The sequence below is a fragment of the Pseudomonas syringae pv. tomato str. DC3000 genome (assembly GCF_000007805.1).
In the GTDB taxonomy this organism is placed as follows: domain Bacteria; phylum Pseudomonadota; class Gammaproteobacteria; order Pseudomonadales; family Pseudomonadaceae; genus Aquipseudomonas; species Aquipseudomonas avellanae.
In genome coordinates this window covers 3531641-3558113 of sequence record NC_004578.1, presented here as the reverse complement: position 1 = coordinate 3558113, position 26473 = coordinate 3531641, and the positions used below count along the sequence as shown (strand labels likewise).

The window sequence follows — 26473 nt, the reverse complement described above, 5'->3', positions numbered from 1 at the left end:
TAACAGTCAGACCTCGCTGCCGGTGAGAGATTCGTAACGTTGCGCGCGATGTGCAGATACCCGCTAATCTGCTTGCTGCAACCATTGCGTCCTTGCCGCCGCAGGTTGATGATTCAAACGATCAAATAAAAACAAGACTGGAGATAGCCATGTCCATCGAGAGGACAATCCCTCATCACGACCCTGTGGTCATTGTCAGCGCAGCGCGCACGCCCATGGGTGGTTTTCAGGGCGACTTGCAGAGCCTTGGCGCGACCCGGCTGGGGTCGATTGCCATCCGTGCCGCCGTCGAACGCGCCGCCATTGCCCCGGGTGACGTAGAGCACGTGCTGTTTGGTTGCGTGCTGCCGGCGGGTTGTGGCCAGGCGCCTGCCCGGCAAGCGGCCTTGGGTGCAGGGTTGAGCACCGGCACGTTGTGCAGCACGGTCAACAAGATGTGCGGCTCGGGGATGCAGACCGCCATTATGGCCCATGATTTGCTGATGGCCGACGCTGCCACCGTGGTGGTGGCCGGGGGCATGGAGAGCATGTCCAATGCGCCTTATCTGCTCGACCGCGCGCGCAGCGGTTATCGCATGGGGCACGGCAAGGTGCTGGACCACATGTTTCTCGACGGCCTTGAAGATGCCTATGAGCCAGGCCGACTGATGGGCACCTTCGCCGAAGACTGTGCTCAGCGCCATGCTTTGAGCCGCGAAGCGCAGGACGCGTTCGCTCTGGCATCACTGGCCCGCGCGCAGCAGGCCATCACCGACGGGCACTTCGATGCCGAGATTGTTCCGGTGCAGGTCACGGTGGGCAAAGAATCCAGGCACATCACCCATGACGAGCAGCCGCCCAAGGCGCGTCCAGACAAGATCCCGACACTCAAACCGGCGTTTCGCGACGGCGGTACGGTCACGGCAGCCAACTCCAGTTCCATCTCCGATGGCGCAGCGGCGCTATTGTTGATGCGTCAGTCACAAGCGCAGCGCCGAGGCTTGCAGCCGCTGGCCATATTCCACGCCCATGCAGGCTTCGCCGACGAACCGGGGCTGTTTCCGACAGCGCCCATCGGGGCCATTCAGCGCCTGCTGGGCAAGACAGGCTGGGCACTGGATGACGTCGATCTGTTCGAGATCAACGAGGCATTCGCAGTTGTGCCGATGGTGGCCATGAGCGAGCTGGGTATCCCGCACGAGAAGGTCAACGTCAATGGCGGCGCCTGTGCACTGGGTCACCCGATAGGGGCTTCGGGCGCGCGGATCATTGTCACGTTGCTGGCAGCCTTGCGGCGCAGGCAGCTCAAGCGTGGGTTGGCAGCAATCTGCATTGGTGGTGGTGAAGCGACCGCTGTTGCTATTGAATTGGTTTATTAATCAATAGGTTATAGATAATAATTAAATCGAATTATATTTAATCTGCGTTTATCGCACGCTTTCATTAAATGGATATTTATCAATGGATTACGAGACAATCCTCAGTGAGGTTGTAGGCAGCGTCGGGCTGGTCACTTTGAACCGTCCCAAGGCCCTGAACGCACTGAATGCTCGTCTGATCGACGAGTTGAACCACGCGCTTGACCAGTTCGAGGCGGACAGCGCCATTGGCTGTATCGTGCTGACCGGCACGCAAAAAGCCTTCGCTGCGGGGGCTGACATCAAGGAAATGGTCGAGCTCTCCTACCCGCAGATCTACCTCGATGACCTGTTTCGTGAAAGTGACCGCGTGGCCGCGCGGCGTAAACCGATGGTCGCGGCCGTGGCCGGTTTCGCGCTGGGCGGTGGCTGTGAATTGGCACTGATGTGTGACTTCATTCTGGCTGCCGAAAACGCCAGGTTTGGTCAACCGGAGATCAACCTCGGCGTGTTACCGGGCATGGGCGGGACGCAACGTCTGACCCGTGCGGTTGGCAAGGCCAAGGCAATGGAAATGTGCCTGACAGGCCGCCTGATCGACGCCCATGAAGCCGAGCGCGCGGGTCTGGTGTCCCGCGTCTTGCCGCTTGACCAGCTACTGCCCGAAGCACTTGCAGTGGCCGCCACCATCGCCGCGAAATCGCTGCCGGTGGCGATGATGGTCAAGGAGAGCGTCAACCGCGCTTTTGAGGTGAGCCTGGCTGAAGGTATCCGTTTCGAGCGCCGGGTGTTCCATGCGGCCTTCGCCAGTCACGACCAGAAAGAAGGCATGCAAGCGTTTATCGACAAGCGCCAGCCGGATTTCAAGGACTGTTAGGTCAGCGCTATAAGGTCATCCTGACGGGTTGGTTTGCGCAATGTGCCCGTCGGGGGTTTCATCTGCCGTGATCGCGTATAAAATGCGCCGCGCCGGACAGGGTATTTGCCGGCAACCCTTTTTCAGCGCCTTGCCAGCGCCGCGCTCTGCCAGTCTTGCAGGCGCAGGCGGCTAGGTGCCTATCGAATCAAGAGAGCAGACATGGGCGCACAGTGGAAGGTCAAGCATAAAGAAGCGGCAGCGAATGCCAAGGGACGTACGTTTGGCAAGCTGTCCAAGGAGATCATGATCGCGGCCCGCGCAGGTGCAGACCCGGACATGAACTCGCGTCTGCGCCTGGTGGTGGAGCAGGCGAAAAAGGCTTCGATGCCACGCGAAACCCTGGAACGTGCCATCAAGAAAGGCGCCGGTTTGCTGGGCGAGAGCGTCAACTTCGAGCGCCTGACCTACGAAGGTTTTGCACCGCACCGCGTGCCGGTGATCGTCGAGTGCCTGACTGACAACATCAACCGCACAGTCTCGGAAATTCGCGTGTTGTTTCGCAAAGGCCAGTTGGGCGCTGCGGGTTCGGTTTCCTGGGATTTTCTGTATCAGGGCATGATCGAAGCGGTGCCCACGGCGCCGGACGCTGATGCCGATGAAGCCGCTATCGAGGCCGGTGCTCAGGACTGCGAGCCGGGTGAAGAGGGCGCGACGCTGTTCCTGACCGAGCCTACCGACATGGACGCCGTCTGCAAGGCGCTCCCGCAATTCGGCTTTGCCGTCCAGTCCGCGCAATTGGGCTATCGCCCGAAAAGCACCGTGGATGGCCTGAGCGATGAGCAAATGGCCGAAGTCGAAGCGTTTCTTGAAGCCATCGACAACCATGACGACGTACAGAACGTGTACGTCGGTCTGGCGGGCTGACTCACGCTATGGAGCGCGTCATGCGCTCCATGCCTGCAGGTGCAGATGCACCTCTGCCAGTGACGGCCGTTGCTGGCTGTCCGGCTGCACGCAAAGTGTCTGCAGCGCTTGCAGGCCGTCGATGACGTCCTGATCTTGCGGCGCTGCATCGCAACGTTCCAGCAACTCCCCGAGCAAAAGACCGAAAGCCCGTGCTTCGATGCGCTCCAGCGCCTGGCCTGCGTCTGCCGACGGGTGAAATGACGCCGCACCGAAGTCACCCAGCAGGCAGTCGCCATCGGCTTGCCAGAGAATGTTGTGGCCATACAAATCGCCGTGGGTGATGCCATTGGCGTGCAGGTGCGCGGTAACCGCAGCAATACCGGTGGCCAGGCGCAATAACACCGGCAGCGAAAAGCGCGTATCGCTGGCATAGACGTCGCGGCTGCAGGACTCCAGGCTGGGCGCGCCGGCAAGGTTGGTGAAGTCGGGTGCGATCAGCTCCATGACCAGACCGTTTTGCCGATCGGGATGCCCGCTGATCTGCCCGAGCACCTCGATCAGGTGCTGGTGATGCCCTGCCGCGATGCAAGCGGCCATTTCATTGAGCGGTGAGCCATCGCTGGTGATACTGCCTTTGTACAGCTTGACCGCTACAGCTCGTTCTTCACCCTCGTTTCGCCAGACCGCCTGTTGAATAATCCCGGACGCGCCTTCGCCCAGTCGCTGCCCGATGCGCAATTGTTGCCACGCAATCGGGCGGATCGGCTCGGCCAGGTGCTCGGCGCACAGCGGGTTATCGGCATACGCGAGCCAGGCCAGGGCGGGCAGGCTCAGCAGCCATGCTGGCAGTTCGGTCAAGCGGTTGGCAGCGATGCGCAGCAGCTCGAGCCTGTGGCAATCAGCGAGGGTGGAGGGCAGGCTGCGCAACCGGTTGCCGGCCAGCATCAGCTTTTGCAGGTCAGGACGGCGGCCCAGTTCATCGGGCAGGTACTCGATTCGGTTGTCGGTGAGGATCAGCCAGCGCAGGCGCGGCGGCAACGCTGCGGCGCTGACCTGTTCGATGCGATTGGCCTTGAAGCCGACAATGCGCAACTGCTGACACCGGCCGATGCTTTCGGGCAAATGGGTGAACGGGTTGTCCGACGCAAACAACACGCGCAGATGCGTCAGGCGACACAAGTCGTCGGGCAGGGACGTCAGTGAATTGCCGCTGAGGTTCAGCACCTCCAGGGTGTCCGCCAGCTCGAATATCTCGGCCGGGAATTCGCTCAGACCACACGAGAGGTCGAGCCGTTTGATGCCTGCCAGCTTGCCGGCGCGTAGGTCTGCGAGGGTATGCATGAATGGATTCGGTCGTTGATCGGACAAGGCGCGCATCATAACGGGAGTTTCAGGCATTGGCTGCTGCCATGTGGCTTCAGCCCAGGCAGCGGTTTACCCATTGGTGTACACGTTCCAGTGTTGGAGCGGCTTCGGAATACAGAATCCGGTAGATCATCGGTGCAACGATGGCGTCGATCAGATCGTCCGCAGTCGGTGAGGCTTCGCCACGCTCTGTGGCGCGGTCAATCATGATCTGCAATTGCTCACGGACCATTGCCGCGCACTTGCCCACACAGCCCGAGGTGCTGGCGGCCACATCGCGCATCAGCGCCCTACCTGGTGCCGAGGACATTTCGTCCAGGTACATCTCGCTCCAGCTCAACAGGTCCTGACGCAGGCTGCCTTGATCAATCGGCGTATCGGGACGCAGGCGCTCGATGGCGGCGTCGGCCAGCAACGTGGTCAAATCGCCCCAGCGGCGGTAGATGGTTGACGGCGTGACGCCGGCCTGAGCCGCAATCATGGGCACGCTGAGCGCCGCGCGATCATGCGCTTCGAGTAAGTCCCGAACGGCGCGGTGAATGGATTCCTGCACCCGGGCGCTGCGGCCTCCGGTGCGTACTGCTTCTTTGATAGCCATGCGGCGGACCTTAACACAAAGTATTTGCTTTAAGCTGGGTGCAGTCGCACACTCCGCAAAAGCTAATTTATGGCTTTAGCAGGTTGCATCAACGGAGAGTGCCTTCATGTCCCGTTCGTTATCCCATCAGGCTTCATGCGGCCCTGAACCTGAAACAGTGACGGCGCGAAGCCATCTCGGGTTTCTGGCTTTCACCACGCTGTGCTTTTTTGCTGCGTCCAGTACGCCCACACCGCTTTATCACCTGTACCAGGAGGCGTGGGGGTTTTCTGCCAGCGTGCTCACCCTGATTTTTGCAGTGTATGCGTTCAGTTTGCTGGCTGCCTTGCTGATGGGCGGCTCGCTGTCTGATTACCTGGGGCGACGCCCGGTGATTTTCGGCGCACTGCTGCTGCAAATCGTCTCGATGCTGCTGTTCATTTTCGCCCGCGACGTGACCTGGCTGGTGGCGGGGCGCCTGCTACAGGGGTTTGCGACGGGGCTTGCGGCCAGTGCTTTGGGGGCTGCGTTGCTGGACAGTGATCAAGCCAAAGGCCCGTTGATCAACAGTATTTCGCCCATGCTCGGCATGGCGGTCGGCGCACTCGGGACTGCTTTACTGGTGCAATGGGCGCCGCTGCCCTTGATGCTCGCTTACTGTTTTCTGCTGGCCGCTTTCGTCGTTCAGGCGATTTATCTCGGGTGGGTCGCAGAAACCGTCAGCCGCCAGCCGGGCGTCTGGCAATCCCTCAAGCCGTCGCTGCACGTGCCGCAACAGGCGCGGCGCATGTTGTGGCTGGTGCTGCCGGTGGACATTGCGGCATGGGCGCTCGGCGGCTTCTTTCTGTCCTTGAGTCCATCGCTGCTGGCGGCGGCAACCGGCTCGACCTCGCCGCTCAATGGGGGGCTGGCTGTTGCGGCGCTGACACTCAGCGGCGCGCTGGCGATTCTCACCCTGCGTCAACGTGAGCCGGTGCTGGGGCTGTGGGTGGGCGCGAGCTTTCTGCCGCTTGGTGTGGCGGTGATTCTGCTGGCGGTCAATCTGGGGGCGCTGTGGCTGTTTTTCGTCGGTGCCGTGGTGGCGGGGATCGGCTTTGGCTCAAGCTTTCTCGGTGCATTGCGCATGCTCATGCCGCTGGCACATGCCCATGAGCGGGCAGGGCTGATGTCGGCGTTTCTGGTGCTCAGTTACCTGGCGTTTTGCATACCCGCACTGATCGCCGGGTACTTTGCTCATTCGGTGGGGCTGGTGATGACCAGTAATGTCTACGGCGCGGTGGTGATCACCCTGGCGTTGATCGCGCTGGCGGGGTTGATAGTGCGTCGTGCAGCGGGCGCAAAGAAAAATGCCCACCTTCCCCCAGCCAGGTAAGTGGGCACTTCGGGCGGCTTGAGTCACTGTGGATCAGCGCAGTTCTTCGACCATCTGCGCCAGCACGCTCAGCACATCCTTGGCCAGTTGCGCAGAGCGCTTGCCTGACCAGCCGGTGAGCGGGTCCGGTGCGTTGTCGTGATCCTTGAACGGCATCTCCAGGGTCAGCGCCAGGCATTTGTAGCGTTCGCCGATGGCGTTGGCCGCCAGGTTCATGTTGGCCTGGCCAGGCGCGCTGCGCGGGTATCCGTAAACCGTCTGGAAATCGACAGTGACGTCGCTCAGACGGCTGCGAAAGCGCTCTTCGAGTTGCCGCTGATGTATGGTGTAGCCCGGATTGCCTTCACAGGCGGCGGTGAATACGTGAGGTATTTCTTCATCGCCGTGGACGTCGAGAAACATGTCAACGCCATATTTTTCCATCTGCTGCCTGACGAACAGGACTTCCGGGCTCTGCGCTTCGGTGCTGTCCTGCCAGGCGCGGTTGAGGTCCTTGCCGGCTGCGTTGGTGCGCAAATGACCGTGGAATGCGCCGTCCGGGTTCATGTTGGGCACCAGATAGAGGTCGGCACTGTCCAGCAATTGCTGCAGCACAGTGTCGTCTTTTTGCTGCAGACGCTCAATCACGCCCTCCATGAACCACTCGGCCATGTGTTCGCCGGGATGTTGCTGGGCGATGAACCAGATCTTGCGCTTGCCTTCGCTGCCATCGCCTTTGCGCAGCAACTGAATGTCACGGCCTTCAATACTTTTGCCGGTCGCCAGCACCTGCATGCCGGCGTTTGTCTGCGCCTGCTCGATCAGCCCGTCATGACGCTCACGGCTGTAGGGTTCGAAATAGGCAAACCAGACCTGCGCTTGCTCGGCCGCAAGGCTGAAATTCAGCGCCTTGCCGTCGAAACCCGACGGCACGCGAAACCAGTGTTTGTGATCATAAGAGGCCACGGCGTTGTAGCCGGTCCAGGCACTGTTGAAGGTCGACTCGCTGGCGTTGCTCAGGCTCAAGCCATAGGTTTGACCCACGTTGAGGCCGTCGACCTTGAAATGAAACCATTGAAAGTGCGCGCTTTGCGTGTCGGGCCTGATTGCCAGCTTGATATGGGCCGGGTCGCTGCTGTCCAGCACCTGAATATTGCCGCTGTCGAAGTCCGAGCTGATCGTGAGAGTCAAGAGGGTGCCTGCGTCTGTAAATGCCTGGTCAGGCCGCTACTGTACACCGATCGACATCAGGCTCTGCGACGTAAAATTCATGTGCCGCGACGTCAACGTCATTGCGACGCTCGTCCGCTTTTCAGGAGATCGCTTCGGCCGTGACCATCAGGCTGCAGATGAATGCCGTGAGCAGGCACCAGGCCAGATAAACCCTGCGCTTGCGCCGATGCCAGCCGCTGGCGCCAAGCAGTGCGGCAGGTGCCTGCAAAAGACGCCAGACGCGCTCGCTGTTCTGAAACGCCGAGAGGTGTGCTGCATCGGCATCGAGCCAGTGACGAAACTCGATCCGCTCGCTGGCCGTGGCAGTGGGGCTTTGCAGGTGCACGTACCAGCGGTTGGCCTGATCCTGAATGGCACGGGCGTCGTCGGTGGTTTGGCGATGGGTTTTGCCCAATGCCCTGAGCATGGCGCGTTCTACCCGAGTGACGTCTACGTCCATGAAGCGCGCGATATCGGCGTACGGCAGGCCGTCGAGTCGGCTCAGCAGGAATATCTGCCGGGTCCGGCGCGACAGTTTGCCCAGTTGCTGGCCAAGTTCGATCGACTCAGGCGTCGGCTGCGCATCAGGCAGTCGGGCGGGCAGGTGCAGTAAGGACGAGAGCTGATTACTCATGGCGTATCGCTCGCTGATCTTCCATGGGGGATTCTTCCTTGAGCTGACAGAGGTCATCCGTGATGAGAATAGACTATTAAATACGAGAATCATTCTCAAGTGAAAAATTGCAGCATTTACGTTTTATGTGCTGATTCCAGCCGGTTTCAGCCGGAAAACATGACCTTGATCAAGGTTGTTTTGCTATGATCCGCGCCATCGCTGAACACACGTATGTGCAGCACCCACACTTCATTAGCCTGAAGTAGCGGAAACCAAAAGAACGAACCAAAAAAAAGACCCGGAAAAAATCCGGGTCAAAAACCGTGATTAGCCTGATGAGGAGATAATCCGGAAGCCGACCTAAGACTTCCAGGTTATCCAGCGGTTCTCGCGAACCGCTGACGCAATAATAATCATTATCATTTGAAAATCAAATGTTTTTATTGCCCTCATCGAAATAAATAATCCGCCAGCGCTCGTCTGGCGGATTGTTACCCCTCCCGGCAACATTCCCCGTTTCTGACGCAGCCTAATCCAGCGGCAGCTCTGTGGTGCGTTTCACCGTGCTCATGGCGATATTCGAATGCGCCTCGTGCACGTGGGGCAATTGCAGCAGGTGGTCGCGCAGAAAGCGCTCATAGCTGGCGATGTCCTGAGCCACCACCTTGAGCATGAAGTCCATCCCGCCCGCCATTGTGTAGCACTCCAGCACCTCGGGGTGGCCGATGATCGCCTCTTCGAATTCGGCCAGATAACGCCGGCCATGCCCCGACAGCTTGACCTCGACGAAGACGGTCATGCTCAGGCCGAGTTTTTGCGTGCTGAGCAGGGCGACCGTGCGCTCGATCACGCCGTCCTCCTGCAGCCGATGAATACGCCTCCAGCAGGGTGATTGCGACAGCTCTACACGTTCCGCGATTTCTGCCGCCGAGAGGCTGGCGTCATGTTGCAGCAGGCGAAGAATCCTGCGATCGATGGGGCTCAATTTAAGCTGCATGAATTGACCTTGTTTTTTGTTATGGCCGAAAAAATCATGCTCAATATCAGCAGATTTGCACGCATTTAGAAAGAAAAAGCCGCGTTGCTACAGGCAGTCTAGTGCCAAGGCTGCCGGGCTGGACCGTCCCGGCGCAAAGGCCTGACGCCTGATAAGAACAAGACAAGAACGAGAGAGGTGCGCGCATGTCCCTGGCTGATATTCGTCTGGATGATAAATACCGGCTTGCCACCGGCAATCTGTACCTGACCGGCACCCAGGCGCTGACCCGTCTGCCGATGCTGCAAAAGCAGCGCGATGAAGCGCAGGGCCTGAACACGGCGGGCTTCATTTCCGGCTATCGCGGCTCGCCGCTGGGCAATCTGGATAAAAGCCTCTGGGATGCCAAGGACTACTTGCAACAGAACGCCATCCATTTCCAGCCGGGTATCAACGAAGAATTGGCGGCCACGGCCGTCTGGGGCAGCCAGCAGGTCAATCTCTTTCCCCACGGCAAGTACGACGGCGTGTTTGCGCTGTGGTATGGCAAAGGTCCGGGGGTGGATCGCTGCGGTGATGTGTTCAAACACGGCAACTCGGCCGGGGTCGCGCCCAAAGGCGGCGTGTTGATTCTTGCGGGCGATGATCATGGCTGCAAATCCTCGACCATCGCCCACCAGAGCGAACACGCGTTCATCGCGTCGATGATCCCTGTGCTCAACCCGAGCAACGTTCAGGAAATTCTCGACTACGGCATTATCGGCTGGGAGCTGTCGCGCTACAGCGGGTGCTGGGTGGCGATGAAAACCATTGCCGAAAACGTCGATTCGTCTGCTGTCGTCGAAGTCGATCCGCTGCGCATCAAGACGCACATCCCGGAAGACTTCGTGCTGCCAGAAGGCGGCCTGCACATCCGCTGGCCTGACCCACCGCTGGCCCAGGAAGCGCGGCTCAATACCTACAAGATTTATGCCGCAAGAGCTTTCGCCCGCGCCAATCAGCTCAATAAGGTGGTCATCGATTCTGCGCAACCGCGGCTGGGCATCATCACCACCGGCAAATCTTATCTCGACGTGCGTCAGGCGCTGGAAGAGCTGGGTATCGATCAGGAGCTGTGCGACAAGGTGGGCATTCGTGTGCTCAAGGTCGGCATGAGCTGGCCACTTGAACCCGTGTCGGTGCATGACTTTGCCGAGGGGCTGGACGAGATTCTGGTGGTCGAGGAAAAACGCAGCGTCATCGAAGACCAACTTACCGGCCAGCTTTATAACTGGCCGGTGGATCGTCGTCCGGTGGTGGTCGGCGAGTTCGATGAGCAAGGCCGTTCGCTGTTGCCGAACCTCAGCGAGCTGACGCCGGCAATGATCGCCAGGGTCATCGCCAAACGTCTGGCGCCGTTCTACAGCAGCCCGCAGATCGAAGCACGCCTGCAATTTCTCAGCGACAAGGAAAGGGCGCTTCAGGCGCCGCTGTTCAATACCTTGCGCACCCCGCATTTTTGCTCCGGCTGCCCGCACAACACCTCGACCCGAGTGCCGGAGGGCAGTCGTGCCCTGGCCGGGATCGGCTGCCACTACATGACCATCTGGATGGACCGCGAAACCGAGACCTTCACGCAGATGGGCGGCGAGGGCGTGACCTGGATCGGCCAGGCGCCCTTCACTGAAACCCCCCACGTGTTCCAGAACCTCGGCGACGGCACCTATTTTCACTCCGGGCACCTGGCGTTGCGTGCGGCGGTGGCCTCCAAGGTCAACATTACTTACAAGATTCTCTACAACGATGCGGTGGCCATGACGGGCGGTCAGCCTATAGACGGCGTGCTGCGCGTCGATCAGTTGAGCCGCCAGGTGTTCAACGAGGGCGTACAGCGCATTGCACTGGTCTCCGACGAGCCGGACAAATACCCGAGCCGGAAAGATTTCGCTTCAATTACCACCTTTCATCACCGACGCGACCTGGACAGCGTGCAACGCGAACTGCGTGAGTTCAAAGGGGTTTCGGTGATCATCTACGACCAGACCTGCGCGACTGAAAAGCGTCGCCGGCGCAAACGCGGCACCCTGCCCGATCTGGAAAAACGCGCGTTGATCAACCCGGCCGTGTGCGAAGGCTGTGGTGATTGCGGGGTCAAATCCGGTTGTTTGTCGGTGCTGCCCAAGGAAACCGCTCAGGGCCGCAAGCGGGAAATTGACCAGAGTGCCTGCAACAAGGATTTCAGCTGCATCGAGGGTTTCTGCCCGAGTTTCGTCACCGTGCATGGCGGCAAATTGCGTAAGCCTGTGGTGCCCAAACAGGTCGAGGCATTCGCGCGTCTGCCGGAACCTGTGCTGCCATCGCTGGAGCGGCCGTTCAATATTCTGCTGCCCGGCGTCGGCGGGACTGGCGTGACCACGGTCGGGGCGATGCTCGGTTATGCCGCTAACCTGGAAGGCAAGGGTTGCAGCGTGCTGGACCAGGCCGGGCTGGCGCAAAAGTTCGGTCCGGTGGTCAGCCATATCCGCATTGCTGCGCGTCAGGAAGACCTGTTCGCGGTACGCATTGCCGCCGGTGAGGCGCACCTGTTGCTGGGTTGCGATCTGCTGGTTGCCGCAGGCCCCGATGCAATCGCCAAGCTCGACAGCAAAATTTCCCATGCGGTGATCAACAGTCAGCAAACGCCAACCGCTGAATTCACACGCAACCCGGATGCCGTGTTCCCGGCCGAGGCGATGAAGCAGACTATTATTGATGCCGTCGGTGCCGATAAGACTCATTTTGTCGAAGCCACTTCGTTGGCAACCCGTTTGATGGGCGACAGCATTGCCAGCAACCTGTTCATGCTCGGTTATGCGTTTCAACTGGGCCTGATTCCCCTGACTTCGGCGGCCATCGAAAAGGCGATCGAGCTCAATGGCGTGGCAGTCAACCTCAATCAGCAGGCGTTTCTCTGGGGGCGTCGCACGGCGCATGACCCTGCCGCCGTCGAGGCGTTCGTCAACCCGCAACCGCAGGTCAGCGAGCCGCAGCAGATGGATCTCGATCAACGTATTCAAAGCAACGTTGCCGCCTTGACGCAGTACCAGAACAGCGCGTACGCCGAGCGTTATCTGGGGCTGGTACAACGGGTACAGGAGGCTGAATCACGGGTGTTTCCCGGTCAGCAGCCGACGCTGACCGAAGCTGTGGCCTTCAACTACTTCAAGCTACTGGCTTACAAGGACGAATACGAGGTGGCGCGGCTGTACAGCAACGGCGACTTCACCCGCCAGCTGGAGGCGCAGTTCGAGGGTGATTATCGACTGGAGTTTCACCTGGCACCGTCCTGGCTGGCCAAGCGTGACCCGCACAACGGTCAACCGCGCAAACGCAGTTTCGGGCCGTGGATGCTGCGCGCGTTCGATGTGCTGGCGACATTCAAATTCCTCCGTGGCACAGCGTTCGACCCGTTCGGTCGCAGCCTGGAGCGCAAGCAGGAGAGGGCGCTTATTGATCGTTATGTTGGCGATGTCGAACTGATCCTGCAGCATCTCCAGACGCAGAACCGCCATACGGCGCTGAGCCTGGCACGCCTGCCGGAAAAGATTCGCGGTTATGGTCACATCAAGGAAGCCGCCATGAAGGCTGCTGCATTGCAGGCCGAGATCCTGCGCAAAAGCCTGGAGAGCGGCGAGGTGCTAGCGCCGAAGTTGTATGAGGTGGCTGCTTGATCAGGTAAGCGATGTGAGTGCCTGAGCGCGAGCCGGGCGACGCTTCGCTTGCTCGCGAAGGCTGACGATCGGTGATCAGTAGATCTCGGAGGCTGCACCGGCCCCTTCGTGAGTAACGCGGATCGGCCGCCCCTGCCACTCACACAAACGGCGAGCCTGCGAACGAGCGTTACTTGGGCCTGAACAGGTGCGCATGCCCGGCCCGGTACAGCGAGGATTCGCCAAATGTGTCGGCGGCCAGTACGCGGCCGACGAGGATCAGTGCGGTGCGGCGAAAGCCTTTGGCTCGCACTTTTTCCTCTATGTCTGCCAGCGTACCTATTGCCCATTCCTGATCCGGCCAACTGGCGCGGTGTACCACGGCAATCGGGCAGTCGGTGCCGTAATGCGGGGTCAGCTCTTCGACGATTCTGTGCAGGTTATTTACGCCCAGATGAATCGCCATGGTCGCCCTGTGGCTTGCCAGGCTGGCGAGTTCTTCGCCGCTCGGCATTGAGGTCTTGTCGGCGTAGCGGGTCAGAATCACGCTTTGCGAAATATCCGGCAGCGTCAGCTCCACGCCCAGTAACGCAGCGCAGGCGGCCGTCGCAGTTACTCCCGGAATGATTTCAAAGGGGATATTCAGTTCACGCAAATGGCGGATCTGCTCGCCAATGGCACCGTACAGGCTAGGGTCGCCGGAATGTACACGAGCAACATCCTGGCCTTGCGCATGAGCGGTCTTGATCCGATCAATGATTTGCTCCAGATGCAGTTCCGCGCTGTTGGTCACCTGCACCGCCTGGTGGCCTTCCAGCACGGCGAGCGGCACCAGCGAACCTGCATAGATAATGACCGGACAGGTGCGGATCAGGCGTTGCCCCTTGACGGTGATCAACTCGGGATCGCCAGGGCCTGCGCCGATGAAATAGACAGTCAATGGAAACTCCGGGGTCAATGAGCGCGGCGCGATTATCCGCCCACAGCCGGGCTGGACGCCAAGGCAAATGTCATTTGAGTGGTTTTTTGCCGCTCTATCAGCAGCCGCGCCGTACCGTCGCCCAGCTGCGCGGCGAGGGCCAGTGCCGATCCTTCGGCTACACCGTGACAGCCTGTGGTCTGAAAGACTTGCGCGGAGCGGTGGGTCAGGTGCAGCTCCCAGGCCACCAGTTGCGCGGCGTTGAAAAATACCAGCGGCACAGCCAGTTGCGCCGCCAGTGCAAGCAGGCCCGGTTCCTTGTCTTTCAGATCGATTGAGGCCAGCGCGGTGATGCTTCCCAGGTTCAGCTCCAGCGCTCGAAGCCTGTTCTCGATCAGCTCGCGCAACGCGGTCGCCGAACAACCGCGTCGACAGCCCAGCCCGACTACCAGAGGCGTGCCGGGGCGGACGGTCGAGTGCTCAGGCCTGATGCGGTCAGGCATGGTTTGAGTGGGCATTATCTGTGTGAACATTGCTTCTGCGAAACAGCCAGGCGCTGATCAGGCCCAGTGCAACCCAGAACAGCGCGTTGGTCAGCAGCGAAGCGACCCTGAACTGCGATTCCAGTGCTTCAGGCGCAAGGCTTTCATGAACCAGCGGTTGCGGTGCGCCGATCACATGCGGCACCACCAGAATCGCCGCGCCCAGCACTTTGAGCAGCCAGTTCTGACCAAACACCAGCAAGGCCAGCCCGGCAGCGGTGGACGCTGCGGTACCGATCCACCAAAGCTGACGCTGGCTCAGTTCTGCGGCAGCGGTGCCCGGCAGCTCAGGCGGCAGCCCCAGGGTCGGCGCCAGCACGAACACGGCAAAACCGGCCAGCCCCCACCACGCGCCCTGTGCCGTGCGGCCCGGTGCGCGCAGGGTGTAAAGCCCGGCCAGCATCAGGGCAAAACCGACGGCGACCACCAGATTGCCACCGGTGGTGGACAGCACGCGCTGCCAGCCGTTTTCCGGCTCCCACGCTGCTTCGTCATGCGCATGGCTGTGTTCAGCCACGGCACCGTCGGCATGCTCGTGAACGTGTTCGGCAGGTGCTTTCTCGTAGGTTTCTGCCTGCTGGATCAGCGGGACGACCCAGAAGCTTTGCAGCAAGGTCAGCAGCAGGGCGGCCAACAGCCCGGTAAACCCTGCGGTCTGTGCGATTCGCTTGAACATTGTGTTGTCCTCAATGACGCTCAATGGCAAGGAAAGGCAGCGCTGTGACGGGTGTCGTGTGCCGCATTGTGCACAGCGGCAATGTGCGAGAACCCGGCGAAGTACACAAGGCACGCGCCCAGCAGTGCAGCGCTGATGGCGGCGGTCAGGCGCTGGGTCTGGGTTGAGCTGGTAGCGGCCGTCTGGCTGCTGCTGATGGTGGACATGGCGTTCCCTCTTGAGTGTTGGCAAATGGGCCATGCGCGCGCGAACCCGCTGACGAACGCCAGAGGTTTCAACTGCGCCCGCCCACCGCGGGTGTGTCATTGGAAAAATGTCGGGCCGGTCTCCGGGCTCGCGAGGGGCTTGAACACGTGTGCGTTCAGACCTTCAAGGTCACCTTCCCATGCCAGAGCACAGTGGATCAGACCTTCTCTCGCTTACCGTTGCGGGGGCAGCACCGGACTTGCTCAACAGGTTGAGCGCACCGGTTTCCCGTTTCACCCCGTGAGGGGCACCCGAAACAAGGTGCACAGGAGAGCATGGGCAGCGGGGCATCGTCAATCTGAACGATTGACCTGCCTGCGGTCACTGCGTAGCCTTGCCGGTTCGAGGTTCTTCATGTGTAAAGCGTTACGACATGAAGCTAAGACGGGAATGCGGTACATGCCGCAGCTGCCCCCGCAACTGTAAACGGTCATGTTCATTGCACAGCCACTGCTGCGGCGGGAAGGCGCGATGAATGTGTGTCGGCAAGGTGTTCAACGCCCGCCACACGCTGCCGTGAGCCAGGAGACCTGCCTCGAACCGGGCTGACAAAAAGCCTGCGAATTCTCACTACAACCGGGCGGGGTGATCCGGTGGCGATCCGATCCGTGTGCAGTGCACGTGGTTCTCGTCCTGTTTGCCCGCCGCATTGCCAAAGGGCACCTGATGAAAACACTGGCCAAGCTTCCCGTCACCATCGTTACCGGCTTCCTCGGCTCGGGCAAGACCACGCTGTTGCGGCACATGCTCGACAACGCCGAAGGGCGACGCATCGCGGTGATCGTCAACGAGTTTGGCGAGCTGGGCATCGACGGTGAAATCCTCAAGCAATGCACCATCGGCTGCACGGAAGAAGAAGCCAACGGCCGCGTCTACGAGTTGGCCAATGGCTGCCTGTGCTGCACGGTGCAGGAAGAGTTCTTCCCGGTCATGCGCGAACTGGTGGCCCGGCGTGGTGATCTGGACCACATCCTGATCGAAACCTCGGGGCTTGCCCTGCCCAAGCCGCTGGTGCAAGCCTTCCAGTGGCCGGAAATCCGCAACGCCTGCACGGTTGACGCCGTGATCACCGTGGTCGACAGCCCGGCCGTGTTGGCGGGTACGTTTGCAGCCTTTCCGGATCAGGTCGATGCACAGCGCAAACTGGACCCCAACCTGGACCACGAATCGCCGCTGCACGAGCTGTTCGCCGACCAACTGGCCAGCGCCGATCTGGTTATCCTCAACAAGGCCGACATGATCGACGCCGAAGGGCTGGCCGCCGTGCGCGCTGAAGTCGCCGAAGAGCTGCCGCCTGCGGTCAAGGTGGTTGAAGCCAGCAGTGGTCGCCTGCCGATCAGTGTTCTGCTGGGCGTGGGTGCCGAGTCCGAACTGCACATCGACGCGCGCAAGACCCACCACGATCATCACGACGATGACGATCATGATGACCACGATCACGACGCGTTCGATTCAATTTCCCTGACATTGCCCCAGGCTGACGAGAAAGTGCTGCTCGATGCGCTGAATCAACTGGTCGTGCAACACGGCATTCTGCGTGTAAAAGGTTTTGCGGCAATTCCGGGCAAACCGATGCGCCTGCTGATCCAGGGTGTCGGCACGCGTTTCGACAAGCACTTCGACCGTGCCTGGCGTGCCGACGAAGAGCGCGCCACGCATCTGGTGCTGATTGGCCAGGAACTGGACGCGGTTGCGCTGCACGCTCAGCTCAACGCTGCGATTGCCGGCTGACCCATGCATTTACTGAGAACCCAGCCCGGCGGTTTCGTCCCGGATGACAGCATCGCCGACATGGGGCAAACCCCGGCCGAGCTGGTGATTCTCTGCAGCGGCGACTCCAGCCTGGCGCTGCTGGCCGAAGCCGCCCGGCAATTGCCCGAAGACTACCCCAGCCTGCGTCTGGCCAACCCGATGCAAGTGCAGAATCACGCCTCGGTCGACCTGTACGTCGATGAGGTGCTGCGCCACGCCAAAGTCATTCTGATTTCCCTGCACGGCGGCATCGGCTACTGGCGTTACGGCGTCGAGCGGCTTATGGAGCTGGCAGCGCGTGGCGTGCAGGTCATTCTGGTGCCGGGTGATGACCGTCCCGATCCCGAGCTGAGCGACCTGAGCACTGTGCCTGCTGCGCAGCGCGACCAGCTCTGGCAGTTCTTGCGTCAGGGCGGCATGCAGAATGCACTGGATTTGTTTCACTGCATGGCCAGCCAATGGCTGGGCCGCGATTACCCGTGGACTGAACCGCAACCGCTGCCGCGTACGGCTGTTTATCACCCGCGCCTTGCCAGTGCCCAGCTTGTCGATTGGCAGGCCGAATGGACGGCCGGGCAGCCGGTGGTGGCACTTTTGTTCTATCGCTCGCACCTGCAGGCGGCCAATACCGGCTTCATCGATGAATTCTGCGAGCACCTGCAGGCGCAGGGCATCAATCCGTTGCCTATCGCCGTGGCCAGCCTCAAAGAGCCGGGCTGCTTCGTTCAGGTCGAAAACTGGCTGGATGAAGCTGACGTCGAGCTGATTCTCAACACCACCGGCTTTGCCCAATCGAGCCCGGAAGCGCCTCACCTGCGCCCGTTCCGGCGCAACGTGCCGGTGATTCAGGCGATCTGCGCGCAGGACAACCAGCCAGCCTGGCAGGCCAGCGAGCAGGGCCTGGGTGCCCGAGACCTGGCCATGCACATTGCCTTGCCTGAGCTGGACGGGCGGATCATCAGTCGGCCGATCAGCTTCAAGGACTTGGCCTGGCGCAGTGAACGCAGCCAGTCGGACGTGGTTTGCCATCGCGCGCACCCCGAGCGCATGGATTTTGTCGCGCAACTGGCGCGCCGCTGGATCGAACTGGCGCGCCTGCCTAATGCCGACAAACGTGTAGCACTTATCCTCGCCAACTACCCGACCCGCGACGGGCGAATCGGCAACGGCGTGGGCCTGGACACACCGGCTGCGACGCTGAACATTCTGCGTGCCATGCAGGCCGAGGGCTATCCCCTGGCGCAGTTACCGGACACCGGCACCGAACTGATCCAGCAACTGTTGGGTGGCGTTACCAACGACCTGGACAGCATTGACCTGCGACCTTGCCAGCAAAGCATGGCGCTGGATGAATACCTGTCGGCGTTCAACGAGCTGCCGGCCGAAAATCGCGACGCGGTGACTGCCCGTTGGGGCGCGCCGGATGCCGATCCCATGTTCCGCAGCGGCCGAATGATGATCGCCGGCCTGCGCCTTGGTCTGAACTTCGTCGGCATTCAACCGGCGCGTGGCTATCAGGTGGACCCCAGTGCGGTCTATCACGACCCGGACCTGGTGCCGCCGCACGGCTATCTGGCGTTCTACTTCTGGCTGCGCAAGGCCTATGGCGCGCATGCGGTAGTGCATGTCGGCAAGCACGGCAATCTGGAATGGCTGCCAGGCAAAGGCGTCGGGCTGTCGCAAACCTGCTGGCCGGATGCCGTGCTGGGCGCCATGCCCAATATCTATCCGTTCATCGTCAATGACCCGGGCGAGGGCGCTCAGGCCAAACGCCGCACGCAGGCGGTGATCATCGATCACCTGATGCCGCCGCTGACCCGTGCCGAAACCTACGGCCCGCTGCGCAATCTGGAGCTGCTCGCCGACGAGTTCTATGAGGCGCAACTGCTCGATCCGCGCCGGGCCCGCGAGCTGCAACGGGACATTCTCGAACTGGTCCGTGAAACCCGTATCGATCGTGAACTGGCGCTGGACGACGCCACCGACAGCGACGCCGACGCGGCGGTCTGGCTGCCGCGTCTGGACACTTATCTGTGTGACTTGAAGGAATCGCAGATTCGCGACGGCCTGCACATTTTCGGCCAGTCACCGGAAGGTCGCCTGCGCACCGACACACTGCTGGCCCTGCTGCGCATCCCGCGTGGAGACGGGCGCGGGGCGCAATCGAGCCTGTTGCGGGCGCTGAGCAAGGCCTTTGCACTGGGCTTTGATCCGCTCGACTGCGAGCTGGCCGAGCCTTGGGCCGGCGAACGTCCTGCCACGCTGCTCGCGGTCAGCACAGACCCTTGGCGCACTGCCGGGGATGCCCGCGAACGGCTTGAGCTTTATGCTGCGGCGCTGATCGAGCGTGTGATGGCGGGTGAAGAGCTGTACGACGTACCCGTACACGATGACCTGGCGCTGATTCTTGACAACCTGCGCGAGGTGGTCGCGCCACGGCTGGACGCCTGCGGCCCCGGCGAAATGCAGGGCATGCTTGATGCGCTGAGCGGCCGCTTCGTGCCGGCAGGCCCCAGCGGCGCACCCAGCCGCGGGCGACTGGACGTGCTGCCGACCGGGCGTAATTTCTTCAGCGTGGATGTACGCAATCTGCCGACTACCACGGCGTGGCGCATTGGTTTTCAGTCGGCAAACCTGTTGCTGGAGCGCCACCTCCAGGATCACGGCGATCACCTGCGCCAGCTGGGTTTATCAGTCTGGGGCACGGCAACGATGCGTACTGGCGGTGACGACATTGCCCAAGCGATGGCACTGATGGGCGTCCGTCCGGTCTGGGCGACCGGCAGTCAGCGTGTCGATGACTTCGAGATCCTGCCGATCAGCCTGCTGGACCGCCCTCGGGTGGACGTTACCTTGCGGGTTTCCGGTTTCTTCCGTGACGCCTTTGCCAACCTCATCAAGCTGTTCGATGCCGCCGTGCAGGCCGTCGCGGCGCTGGATGAACCGGACGACATGAACCCGCTGGCGGCCAGAGTGCGCGAAGAGCGCCAGGGCTTTGTAGCCGAAGGGTTGAGCGAAGACGAAGCGGTACGGCAGGCGGGCTGGAGGATTTTCGGCGCCAAACCCGGTGCCTATGGCGCGGGCGTTCAAGGCGCAATTGACGGTCGCCTGTGGCAAAGCCGCGAGGACCTTGCCGAGGTCTATCTGAACTGGGGCGGTTATGCCTACGGCGCTGCTGATGAAGGCACCCCGGCCCGGCAGCGTTTCGCCCAGCGCCTGTCCCAGGTGCAGGCGGTGTTGCAGAATCAGGACAATCGCGAACACGACCTGCTCGATTCAAACGATTATTACCAGTTTCAGGGTGGCATGCTCGCAGCGTCCGAAAGCCTTAGTGGGCAGAAGACCGCCAGCTACCATGGCGATCACAGCCAGCCGGACCTGCCGAAAATCCGCACCCTCAAAGAGGAGCTGAACCGGGTGATACGCTCGCGTGCGGCAAATCCGAAATGGATCGAGGGGGTCAAGCGTCATGGCTACAAAGGCGCGTTCGAGATGGCCGCGACCGTGGACTTTCTGTTCGCCTTCGACGCCACCACCGAGCTGATCGACGATCATCAATATGCATTGCTCGCCGATGCCTATCTACTCGACCCGGCTACCCGCGATTTCATCGCACAACACAACCCCGATGCCCTGCGCGACATGACCGAGCGCATGCTCGAAGCCCAGCAGCGCGGCCTCTGGCAGGAGCCCGGCGAGTATCAGCAAGCGCTGGAAGACCTGCTGTTGGACATAGAAGAGAGTTGATGACCTTGCCTGATTCAAGCCTGAGCGACACTGCGCATTTCCCCTTGGCCGCCGTGGTCGGGGCCGACGACCTGAAACTGGCGCTGTGCCTGACCGCCATCGACCCGCGTATTGGCGGAGTATTGATCGAAGGCCCGCGTGGCATGGCCAAGTCGACCCTGGCGCGCGGTCTGGCTGATCTGCTGGCCAGCGGTCAGTTCGTCACCTTGCCGTTGGGCGCGACCGAAGAGCGTCTGGTCGGCACCCTGGACCTTGATGCCGCTCTGGCCGAGGGCCGCGCACGTTTCTCTCCGGGTGTGCTGGCCAAAGCTGACGGCGGGGTGCTGTACGTCGATGAAGTCAACCTGCTCGCCGATCATCTGGTTGACCTGCTGCTGGACGTTGCCGCCAGTGGCGTCAATCTGGTCGAGCGCGACGGTATTTCCCATCGACACGCGGCGCGTTTCGTGCTGATTGGCACCATGAACCCGGAAGAGGGCGAGTTGCGCCCTCAATTGCTGGACCGTTTTGGCCTGAACGTGGCACTGAGCGGCCAGACACTGCCCGTCGAACGCAGCCAGATCATCCGCCGACGTCTGGATTTTGATGCTGATCCCCTGAGTTTTTGTCAGCACTGGCAGGCGCAGCAGGACGCCTTGAAGCAGCGTTGCGAGCAGGCGCGTCTGCTACTGCCGAGCATTGAGCTGGATGATCATTCGTTGGCGGTGATTACCGAGCGCTGCTTTGCAGCCGGGGTTGATGGCATGCGTGCAGACCTGGTCTGGCTAAGGGCTGCACGCGCTCATGCCGCCTGGCGCAGTGTTGGCCAGATCGACGAGCAGGACATCGAAGCCGTTGCTGAATTTGCCCTACGCCACAGGCGCCGCGACCCGGCTCCGCCGCCGCAGAATCAGCAAGCTGAGCCGCCTGAAACGTCTCCCAAGCCAGACAAGCCCGAGAGCGGGCAGGGCAATTGGGGCGAGTTACCCGCACAGGCGGTGGTTACCGGATCGCGCCGCGAAGTGCCGAGCTGGCCAAAAAAGCCCTAGGCATCCGCCCTCGCGCCAAACAGGGGGCGGATGCCATTCCCCGTCCCGGTCGATTGGCCAGCGGCAGGCAGGGTGCCGTCCGTGCGGGCGTTGATGGACCGGTGCAATGGCTGCCGACACTGCTGCGCGGTCGTCCGAAGAGCCGCAAGGATCTGGTTCACCAACCGCGCAGCAGTCGTCCGAGTGAATTGTTGCTGGTGGTGGTCGATGCCTCGGCCTCGACGCGTCGCCATCAGGCCTTGAGTCAGGCCAAAGGCCTGTTGTCACAGGTATTCGATGACGCCTATCGACGCCGCGCCCGTCTGGCATTGCTCACTGCCAGCGGCAGCACACCACGCTGGCAACATCAGGGCCTCAAGGCCTCGTCGGCCTTGAACCCATGGCTGGACGCATTGGGTGCGGGCGGCGGCACGCCATTGTCGGCGGCCCTGCAACAAGCCATGACCTGGCTGGAACAACGCCAAAAACGCCATCCCGCCGAACAGCAGCGAGTGCTGGTCATGACCGACGGCAGAATCAAACAACTGCCAACGCTGCCTGCCTTCAACTGCGCAAGCCTGCTGATCGACATCGAAAAAGGCCCGATCCGCTTGGGAAGGGCTCGGGAGCTGGCTGCAAGCCTGGGTGCTGATTACCGGCATATTGATGAGCTGAAGCTGGTTTGAAGGGGGTTTTTCACTGTCGTGGCCATGTGTTGGCATTCACCCGTGACACTATGCGCGCACGGCGCACGATAGTTGTATCTTTGCCGCAGCGCAGCACAACGTCATGCCTGGCCCGCAGTCACTGCCTATAAACAAAAGCGCTTTTTTACCGCGATGGCACTGACGACGCAGAGTGCGACTTAAGTGACGGCTGAGTCCTGGCGCTGATCCGGGGGATGCGAGGCAGGACGCCGAGCAAGCCGCACCGGGCCAAGGATGGCCCGTTGCGGCGACCCCCGGATCAGCGTCAGGGCGAAGGAACCCGACGAAGTCGGGCCGGAAACGGAGCTGCGGGCTAATGAGATGGTCAGCCCGATCCGAGAAACCCGGAGTGTCTACACTTTCCGGGTTTCTCTCTAACGTCGAGGAGATCACTCATGAAAAACGGCCTCAAGCTCTTAGGCATCGACATTGGTAAAAACAGTTTTCACCTCATAGGCCATGATGCAGGCGGCCACCAAGTATTACGCAAGTGCTTCAATCGCAATCGCCTTCTGCAGTTTGCGGCTCAGATTGAACCCTGCACCATTGCAATGGAGTCGTGCGGTGGCTCTCACTGGCTTGCCAGGAAACTCGCCTCGCTGGGGCACCGGGTGAAGTTGATTGCTCCGCAACATGTGAAGCCCTACGTGACGGGCAACAAGAATGACTTCATCGATGCCGAAGCTATATGCGAGGCGGCCTCCAGACCACGTACTCATTACGTTGCCGTCAAGACTGTGGAGCAGCAGGTACTTTCTGTACAACATCGTCTTCGCGAGTCACTGGTTTGCCACCGTACTGAAGCCATCAACAGGGTGCATGGTTTTTTGCTTGAGTTCGGAATTGCCTTGCCAGCCACCAAGGCAGCGATCGCCAAAGTGCCTGAGCTGATTGACGATTCACGTAGCGACCTGCCGCTGCAGTTCAAAAGGGTCATGGAGCATTTGCTGGAGGATATTCATCGCCTTGATACCGAAATAAAGGCCTGTGATGCGCAAATCAAGCAGCAACTGGCGCAAGACGATGCTGGTACACGCTTGATGACGATTCCTGGCATTGGTCCTATTACCGCCAGCGCATTTGTAGCGGATCTGGGTGACGCTTCCAATTTTCGAGCCTCACGAGACCTTTCCGCTTTTCTGGGGCTGGTTCCCAGACAGTTCTCTACAGGCGGGAGACCCGTATTGCTGGGTATCAGCAAGCGAGGTGACAGGCACCTGCGAACCCTGTTGGTGCAAGGTTCTCGAGCGCTCATGATTCGAATAGAACGCCGCGATGATGCCCTTGGGCAGTGGGTAAGAGACTTGTTGGCACGCAAGCATCCGAACAAGGTGGCATGTGCTTTAGCGAACAAGCTGGCAAGAATCGTATGGGCGGTGCTCAGACGAGGTAGCACTTACAACGCATCAATGATCTGAGTAGGACATAGGCGTACCGGCTTTTGCGACGCAGTGATGATGACGATAAACAGCTCATGGCCAGACTGAAAACCTGATAGGCAAAGCAGCCTTCGAGGCTTTAGGGATTTTTGAGGACAGTAAGGCGGCGAATACTCATCAAGGGCCGGGCAGCGAAATTGCCCAGAATGAGCCCGGATACATTAGCGCAAGCATGCTTTACCGCTCATCGAACTGCGATTGCAGGAGGTGGGCTGACCATACATTTGCTTACTTTGATCCTTCAAAGTCAATCGCCGAGAGGCGAAAAGGTAACTTGAGTCGTAAACAAACATCACTGATATCACAGAACCGCAGTGTGATGCTCCGCGCCACAGACCTGCGCGGCATACTCAGGATAGGACGCAGAGCGTCCAGAACGGCGTGCGACGCAGAGCGTCGCACGATAATTGAAGCGGCATCACGACGGAGCGCCGCACGATGGTTGAAAATGCAGCGCCTGGGCCATCGTCTTCTTGAGCAAGCTCACCCAACAGGTGCATATCCAGCCTGATACTGCAATTCACCCACACCCTTCCAGGGCTCTTCAAGATGTGTGTATAGCCGAGCGCGAAGCGACTTTGGCTCCGCCCCGTTTTCAGGGGCTTGAGGGTCTACGCAATCTCGACAAACACAGCGCACATCAAGCAGGCATGGTCCACGGCATAAGGTCGTAGCCTTCATTGCGGATTTCTGCGCGGGCCTGTTCCAGAACACTCGCCAGCTGCCGCTTGTCCGAGTACGTGCTGCTCGAAATCTGCTTGCGACCGATACGGTTGCTGGTGCGGTCAATCACCGTCAGGCTCAATTCGCCGTTACCGTCCTGTGGTGCCCAGGCAACACACTGGAAGGGTTCAAAAGCGTGTCCAGCGATCAAAAGTGCATCGTTGAAGCGCAGTGGGGCGTTCATGGTCAAATCCTCAGGTGCCCATATCAGTTCAGTCACGTCGGCGGGCTAACCGTCCGGCTGGTTACTTGTGTTGATGAACGACAGGGGGGCATGAGTCACACCCTTCACAAAAAAGCATACGGAATTTTTTTTGATGAACGCACGAATGATTTTCCAGGCGAACGGTATCCGCCGCATAGACCGTTAATGACGTCTGGTTATGAATATTAGATTCAAACGGTACAAGGTCGCGTCAAATATTTGCTAGGGTGATAGTTGGGCTCGCCAACATGCTGTTTATAAAAAGTTTTTAAAAAATCAACTCGACGCCGGGCGCCAAGGAAACTTCATGCACGGACTGGCCCCAACGCAACGCCTGCTAATGATTGACGGCGCAGATGACTGTCATCCTTTGGTCACTGTTTTAAAGGATGCCGGATGGACGGTACACGACAAAACGCTGGATTCTGAGTCCGCCACGGACTACGACGTAGGCCTGATTTACCTCAAGGCTGATCATTTCGAACACCTGCGCGAACTCGAAGAACGTTTTACCCGCAGCAACATGCGCTGGGTCGCCGTGTTGTCAGCCAATGACCTGCGCCGCGAGAAAATCGGCGATTTTGTCTGCCGTTGGTTTTTCGATTTTCACACCCTGCCGTTCGATGTAAATCGCCTCCAGGCCTCGCTCGAAAAAGCGCTGATTAAGGTGGACCCCGCGCCACCGGCGTCCAGTGCCGGGCCCGAGCTGCTAGGCGAAAGCCGACCGATCCGTGAACTGCGCAAGCTGTTGAGCAAGCTGGCACCCATTGACTCGCCGGTGTTGATCCGTGGCGAGCGCGGTGCCGGCAAAGAGTTGATTGCACGCAGCCTGCATGCCCAGTCCCAGCGCCGCGACAAACCCTTTGTGGTTGTCGATTGCGCCGCGCTCGCCGAACATTCGATCCACGCGGAGCTGTTCGGCGATGACACTGGCTCCGCGCACGAGCGCAGCATCGGGCTGATCGAAGCCGCGCACGGAGGTACGCTGTTGCTCGATGAAGTCGGCGATCTGCCGCTGGACACTCAGGCTGACCTGCTGCGCTTTCTGGAGGAGCGCAAAATCGAACGGCCGGGCGACAAAGAGCCGATAGCGGTTGACGTTCGGGTAGTGGCCGCGACCCGTGAGGACCTTGAAACAGCAGTGCGCAAAAAGCGTTTCCGCGAGGATTTGTATTACCAACTGAGCGTCCTGCAGGTGGGTATTGCGCCACTGCGTGAACGTCATGGTGATCTGGTTTTGCTGGCCAACCATTTCGCCCATGTGTTCAGCCAGGAAACCGGCAGGCGAGCGCGCAGTTTCAGTCAGGACGCGCTGGTTGCGCTGGGCAAGCACGACTGGCCGGGCAATGTGCGCGAGCTGGCCAGCCGGGTGCGGCGCGGGTTGGTGCTGGCCGAAGGCAAGCAGATAGAAGCAGCTAACCTGGGTTTGCTGGGCGAAGAGGATGTTGCCGGGAGCATGGGCACGCTGGAAGAGTACAAGTCCCGTGCCGAGCGGCAGGCGTTGTGCGATGTGCTGACGCGCCACAGTGACAACCTCAGTGTGGCGGCCAAAGTACTGGGCATCTCGCGGCCAACGTTCTATCGGCTGTTACACAAGCACCAGATCCGCTGAGGGTTTTTGCTGCCCCGCTGAGGGCCTTTTG

Annotated in this window: 21 protein-coding genes and 2 riboswitches; of the genes, 11 read left to right on the top strand and 10 right to left on the bottom strand. The window is 60.5% G+C overall.

Features of this window, described 5'->3' with window-relative positions:
- Positions 1–149: 149 nt before the first annotated feature.
- The 3 genes from PSPTO_RS16350 (at position 150) to PSPTO_RS16340 (ending at position 3120) form a co-directional block, all read left to right on the top strand.
- The gene (locus PSPTO_RS16350) at positions 150–1358 is read left to right on the top strand and encodes an acetyl-CoA C-acyltransferase (protein ID WP_011104413.1); all 1209 of its coding nucleotides are present in this window, start codon (positions 150–152) and stop codon (positions 1356–1358) included.
- Between the two features lie 82 nt (positions 1359–1440).
- Entirely contained in the window at positions 1441–2214 is a 774-nt protein-coding gene (locus PSPTO_RS16345) for an enoyl-CoA hydratase (protein ID WP_011104412.1), read from the top strand.
- A gap of 201 nt (positions 2215–2415) precedes the next feature.
- The gene (locus tag PSPTO_RS16340; protein ID WP_005766298.1) at positions 2416–3120 is read left to right on the top strand and encodes a YebC/PmpR family DNA-binding transcriptional regulator; all 705 of its coding nucleotides are present in this window, start codon (positions 2416–2418) and stop codon (positions 3118–3120) included.
- 18 nt (positions 3121–3138) lie between these two features.
- Here PSPTO_RS16340 and PSPTO_RS16335 read toward each other — a convergent pair whose 3' ends face one another.
- Positions 3139–4443 carry a leucine-rich repeat-containing protein kinase family protein gene (locus tag PSPTO_RS16335; protein ID WP_275014309.1) on the bottom strand — a complete coding sequence of 435 codons (1305 nt, stop codon included), beginning with the start codon at positions 4441–4443 and terminating at the stop codon, positions 3139–3141.
- A gap of 76 nt (positions 4444–4519) precedes the next feature.
- Complete coding sequence (locus tag PSPTO_RS16330) at positions 4520–5065, bottom strand: TetR/AcrR family transcriptional regulator (RefSeq protein ID WP_005766294.1); 546 nt, start codon at positions 5063–5065, stop codon at positions 4520–4522.
- 106 nt (positions 5066–5171) lie between these two features.
- Here PSPTO_RS16330 and PSPTO_RS16325 point away from each other — a divergent pair, with 106 nt between their 5' ends.
- Positions 5172–6416: an MFS transporter gene (locus PSPTO_RS16325; protein ID WP_011104410.1), complete on the top strand. Its 1245-nt coding sequence runs from the start codon at positions 5172–5174 to the stop codon at positions 6414–6416.
- 33 nt (positions 6417–6449) lie between these two features.
- Here the strand turns inward: PSPTO_RS16325 and PSPTO_RS16320 are convergent, their stop codons facing one another.
- The 3 genes from PSPTO_RS16320 to PSPTO_RS16310 form a co-directional block, all read right to left on the bottom strand.
- Positions 6450–7586 carry a M14 family metallopeptidase gene (locus PSPTO_RS16320; protein WP_046463314.1) on the bottom strand — a complete coding sequence of 379 codons (1137 nt, stop codon included), beginning with the start codon at positions 7584–7586 and terminating at the stop codon, positions 6450–6452.
- 121 nt (positions 7587–7707) lie between these two features.
- The gene (locus PSPTO_RS16315) at positions 7708–8241 is read right to left on the bottom strand and encodes a sigma factor-like helix-turn-helix DNA-binding protein (RefSeq protein WP_024666650.1); all 534 of its coding nucleotides are present in this window, start codon (positions 8239–8241) and stop codon (positions 7708–7710) included.
- Positions 8242–8752: 511 nt separating this feature from the next.
- Positions 8753–9220 (bottom strand): Lrp/AsnC family transcriptional regulator, encoded by a 468-nt coding sequence (locus PSPTO_RS16310; RefSeq protein ID WP_003380560.1) that lies wholly within the window; start codon positions 9218–9220, stop codon positions 8753–8755.
- A gap of 185 nt (positions 9221–9405) precedes the next feature.
- Between PSPTO_RS16310 and PSPTO_RS16305 the strand changes: the two genes are divergently transcribed.
- Positions 9406–12888 (top strand): indolepyruvate ferredoxin oxidoreductase family protein, encoded by a 3483-nt coding sequence (locus tag PSPTO_RS16305; RefSeq protein ID WP_011104408.1) that lies wholly within the window; start codon positions 9406–9408, stop codon positions 12886–12888.
- Between the two features lie 169 nt (positions 12889–13057).
- On the opposite strand, the gene cobM is transcribed toward PSPTO_RS16305, so the two are convergent.
- Genes cobM through PSPTO_RS16285 form a run of 4 tightly spaced genes read right to left on the bottom strand, consistent with a single transcriptional unit; the run spans position 13058 to position 15210 of the window.
- The gene (cobM, locus tag PSPTO_RS16300; protein WP_011104407.1) at positions 13058–13807 is read right to left on the bottom strand and encodes a precorrin-4 C(11)-methyltransferase; all 750 of its coding nucleotides are present in this window, start codon (positions 13805–13807) and stop codon (positions 13058–13060) included.
- Positions 13808–13839: 32 nt separating this feature from the next.
- Positions 13840–14289: a cobalamin biosynthesis protein gene (locus PSPTO_RS16295; RefSeq protein ID WP_046463313.1), complete on the bottom strand. Its 450-nt coding sequence runs from the start codon at positions 14287–14289 to the stop codon at positions 13840–13842.
- Entirely contained in the window at positions 14282–15004 is a 723-nt protein-coding gene (locus tag PSPTO_RS16290; RefSeq protein ID WP_011104406.1) for a CbtA family protein, read from the bottom strand. Before PSPTO_RS16290 ends, PSPTO_RS16295 begins: the two co-directional genes overlap by 8 nt.
- A 20-nt stretch (positions 15005–15024) precedes the next feature.
- Positions 15025–15210, bottom strand: a complete 186-nt coding sequence (locus tag PSPTO_RS16285; protein WP_005766274.1) for a CbtB domain-containing protein — start codon at positions 15208–15210, stop codon at positions 15025–15027.
- Positions 15211–15305: 95 nt separating this feature from the next.
- Positions 15306–15520: riboswitch (cobalamin riboswitch) on the bottom strand.
- Positions 15521–15578: 58 nt separating this feature from the next.
- Positions 15579–15803: riboswitch (cobalamin riboswitch) on the top strand.
- 113 nt (positions 15804–15916) lie between these two features.
- Between PSPTO_RS16285 and cobW the strand changes: the two genes are divergently transcribed.
- The 5 genes from cobW to PSPTO_RS16260 all read left to right on the top strand — a co-directional run bounded on the left by cobW (position 15917) and on the right by PSPTO_RS16260 (position 23881).
- Positions 15917–16981 carry a cobalamin biosynthesis protein CobW gene (gene cobW, locus PSPTO_RS16280; protein ID WP_005766271.1) on the top strand — a complete coding sequence of 355 codons (1065 nt, stop codon included), beginning with the start codon at positions 15917–15919 and terminating at the stop codon, positions 16979–16981.
- Between the two features lie 3 nt (positions 16982–16984).
- Entirely contained in the window at positions 16985–20749 is a 3765-nt protein-coding gene (gene cobN, locus PSPTO_RS16275) for a cobaltochelatase subunit CobN (RefSeq protein ID WP_011104405.1), read from the top strand.
- Complete coding sequence (locus PSPTO_RS16270; RefSeq protein ID WP_011104404.1) at positions 20749–21777, top strand: ATP-binding protein; 1029 nt, start codon at positions 20749–20751, stop codon at positions 21775–21777. Before cobN ends, PSPTO_RS16270 begins: the two co-directional genes overlap by 1 nt.
- A 53-nt stretch (positions 21778–21830) precedes the next feature.
- Positions 21831–22442, top strand: a complete 612-nt coding sequence (locus PSPTO_RS16265) for a vWA domain-containing protein (protein ID WP_007245851.1) — start codon at positions 21831–21833, stop codon at positions 22440–22442.
- A gap of 416 nt (positions 22443–22858) precedes the next feature.
- Positions 22859–23881: an IS110-like element ISPsy7 family transposase gene (locus PSPTO_RS16260; protein WP_011103120.1), complete on the top strand. Its 1023-nt coding sequence runs from the start codon at positions 22859–22861 to the stop codon at positions 23879–23881.
- Between the two features lie 661 nt (positions 23882–24542).
- Here the strand turns inward: PSPTO_RS16260 and PSPTO_RS16255 are convergent.
- Entirely contained in the window at positions 24543–24809 is a 267-nt protein-coding gene (locus PSPTO_RS16255) for a hypothetical protein (protein ID WP_005766263.1), read from the bottom strand.
- 328 nt (positions 24810–25137) lie between these two features.
- Here PSPTO_RS16255 and PSPTO_RS16250 point away from each other — a divergent pair, with 328 nt between their 5' ends.
- On the top strand, positions 25138–26442 hold the full coding sequence (locus tag PSPTO_RS16250) for a sigma-54-dependent transcriptional regulator (protein ID WP_011104402.1): 1305 nt from the start codon (positions 25138–25140) through the stop codon (positions 26440–26442).
- Positions 26443–26473: the final 31 nt, after the last annotated feature.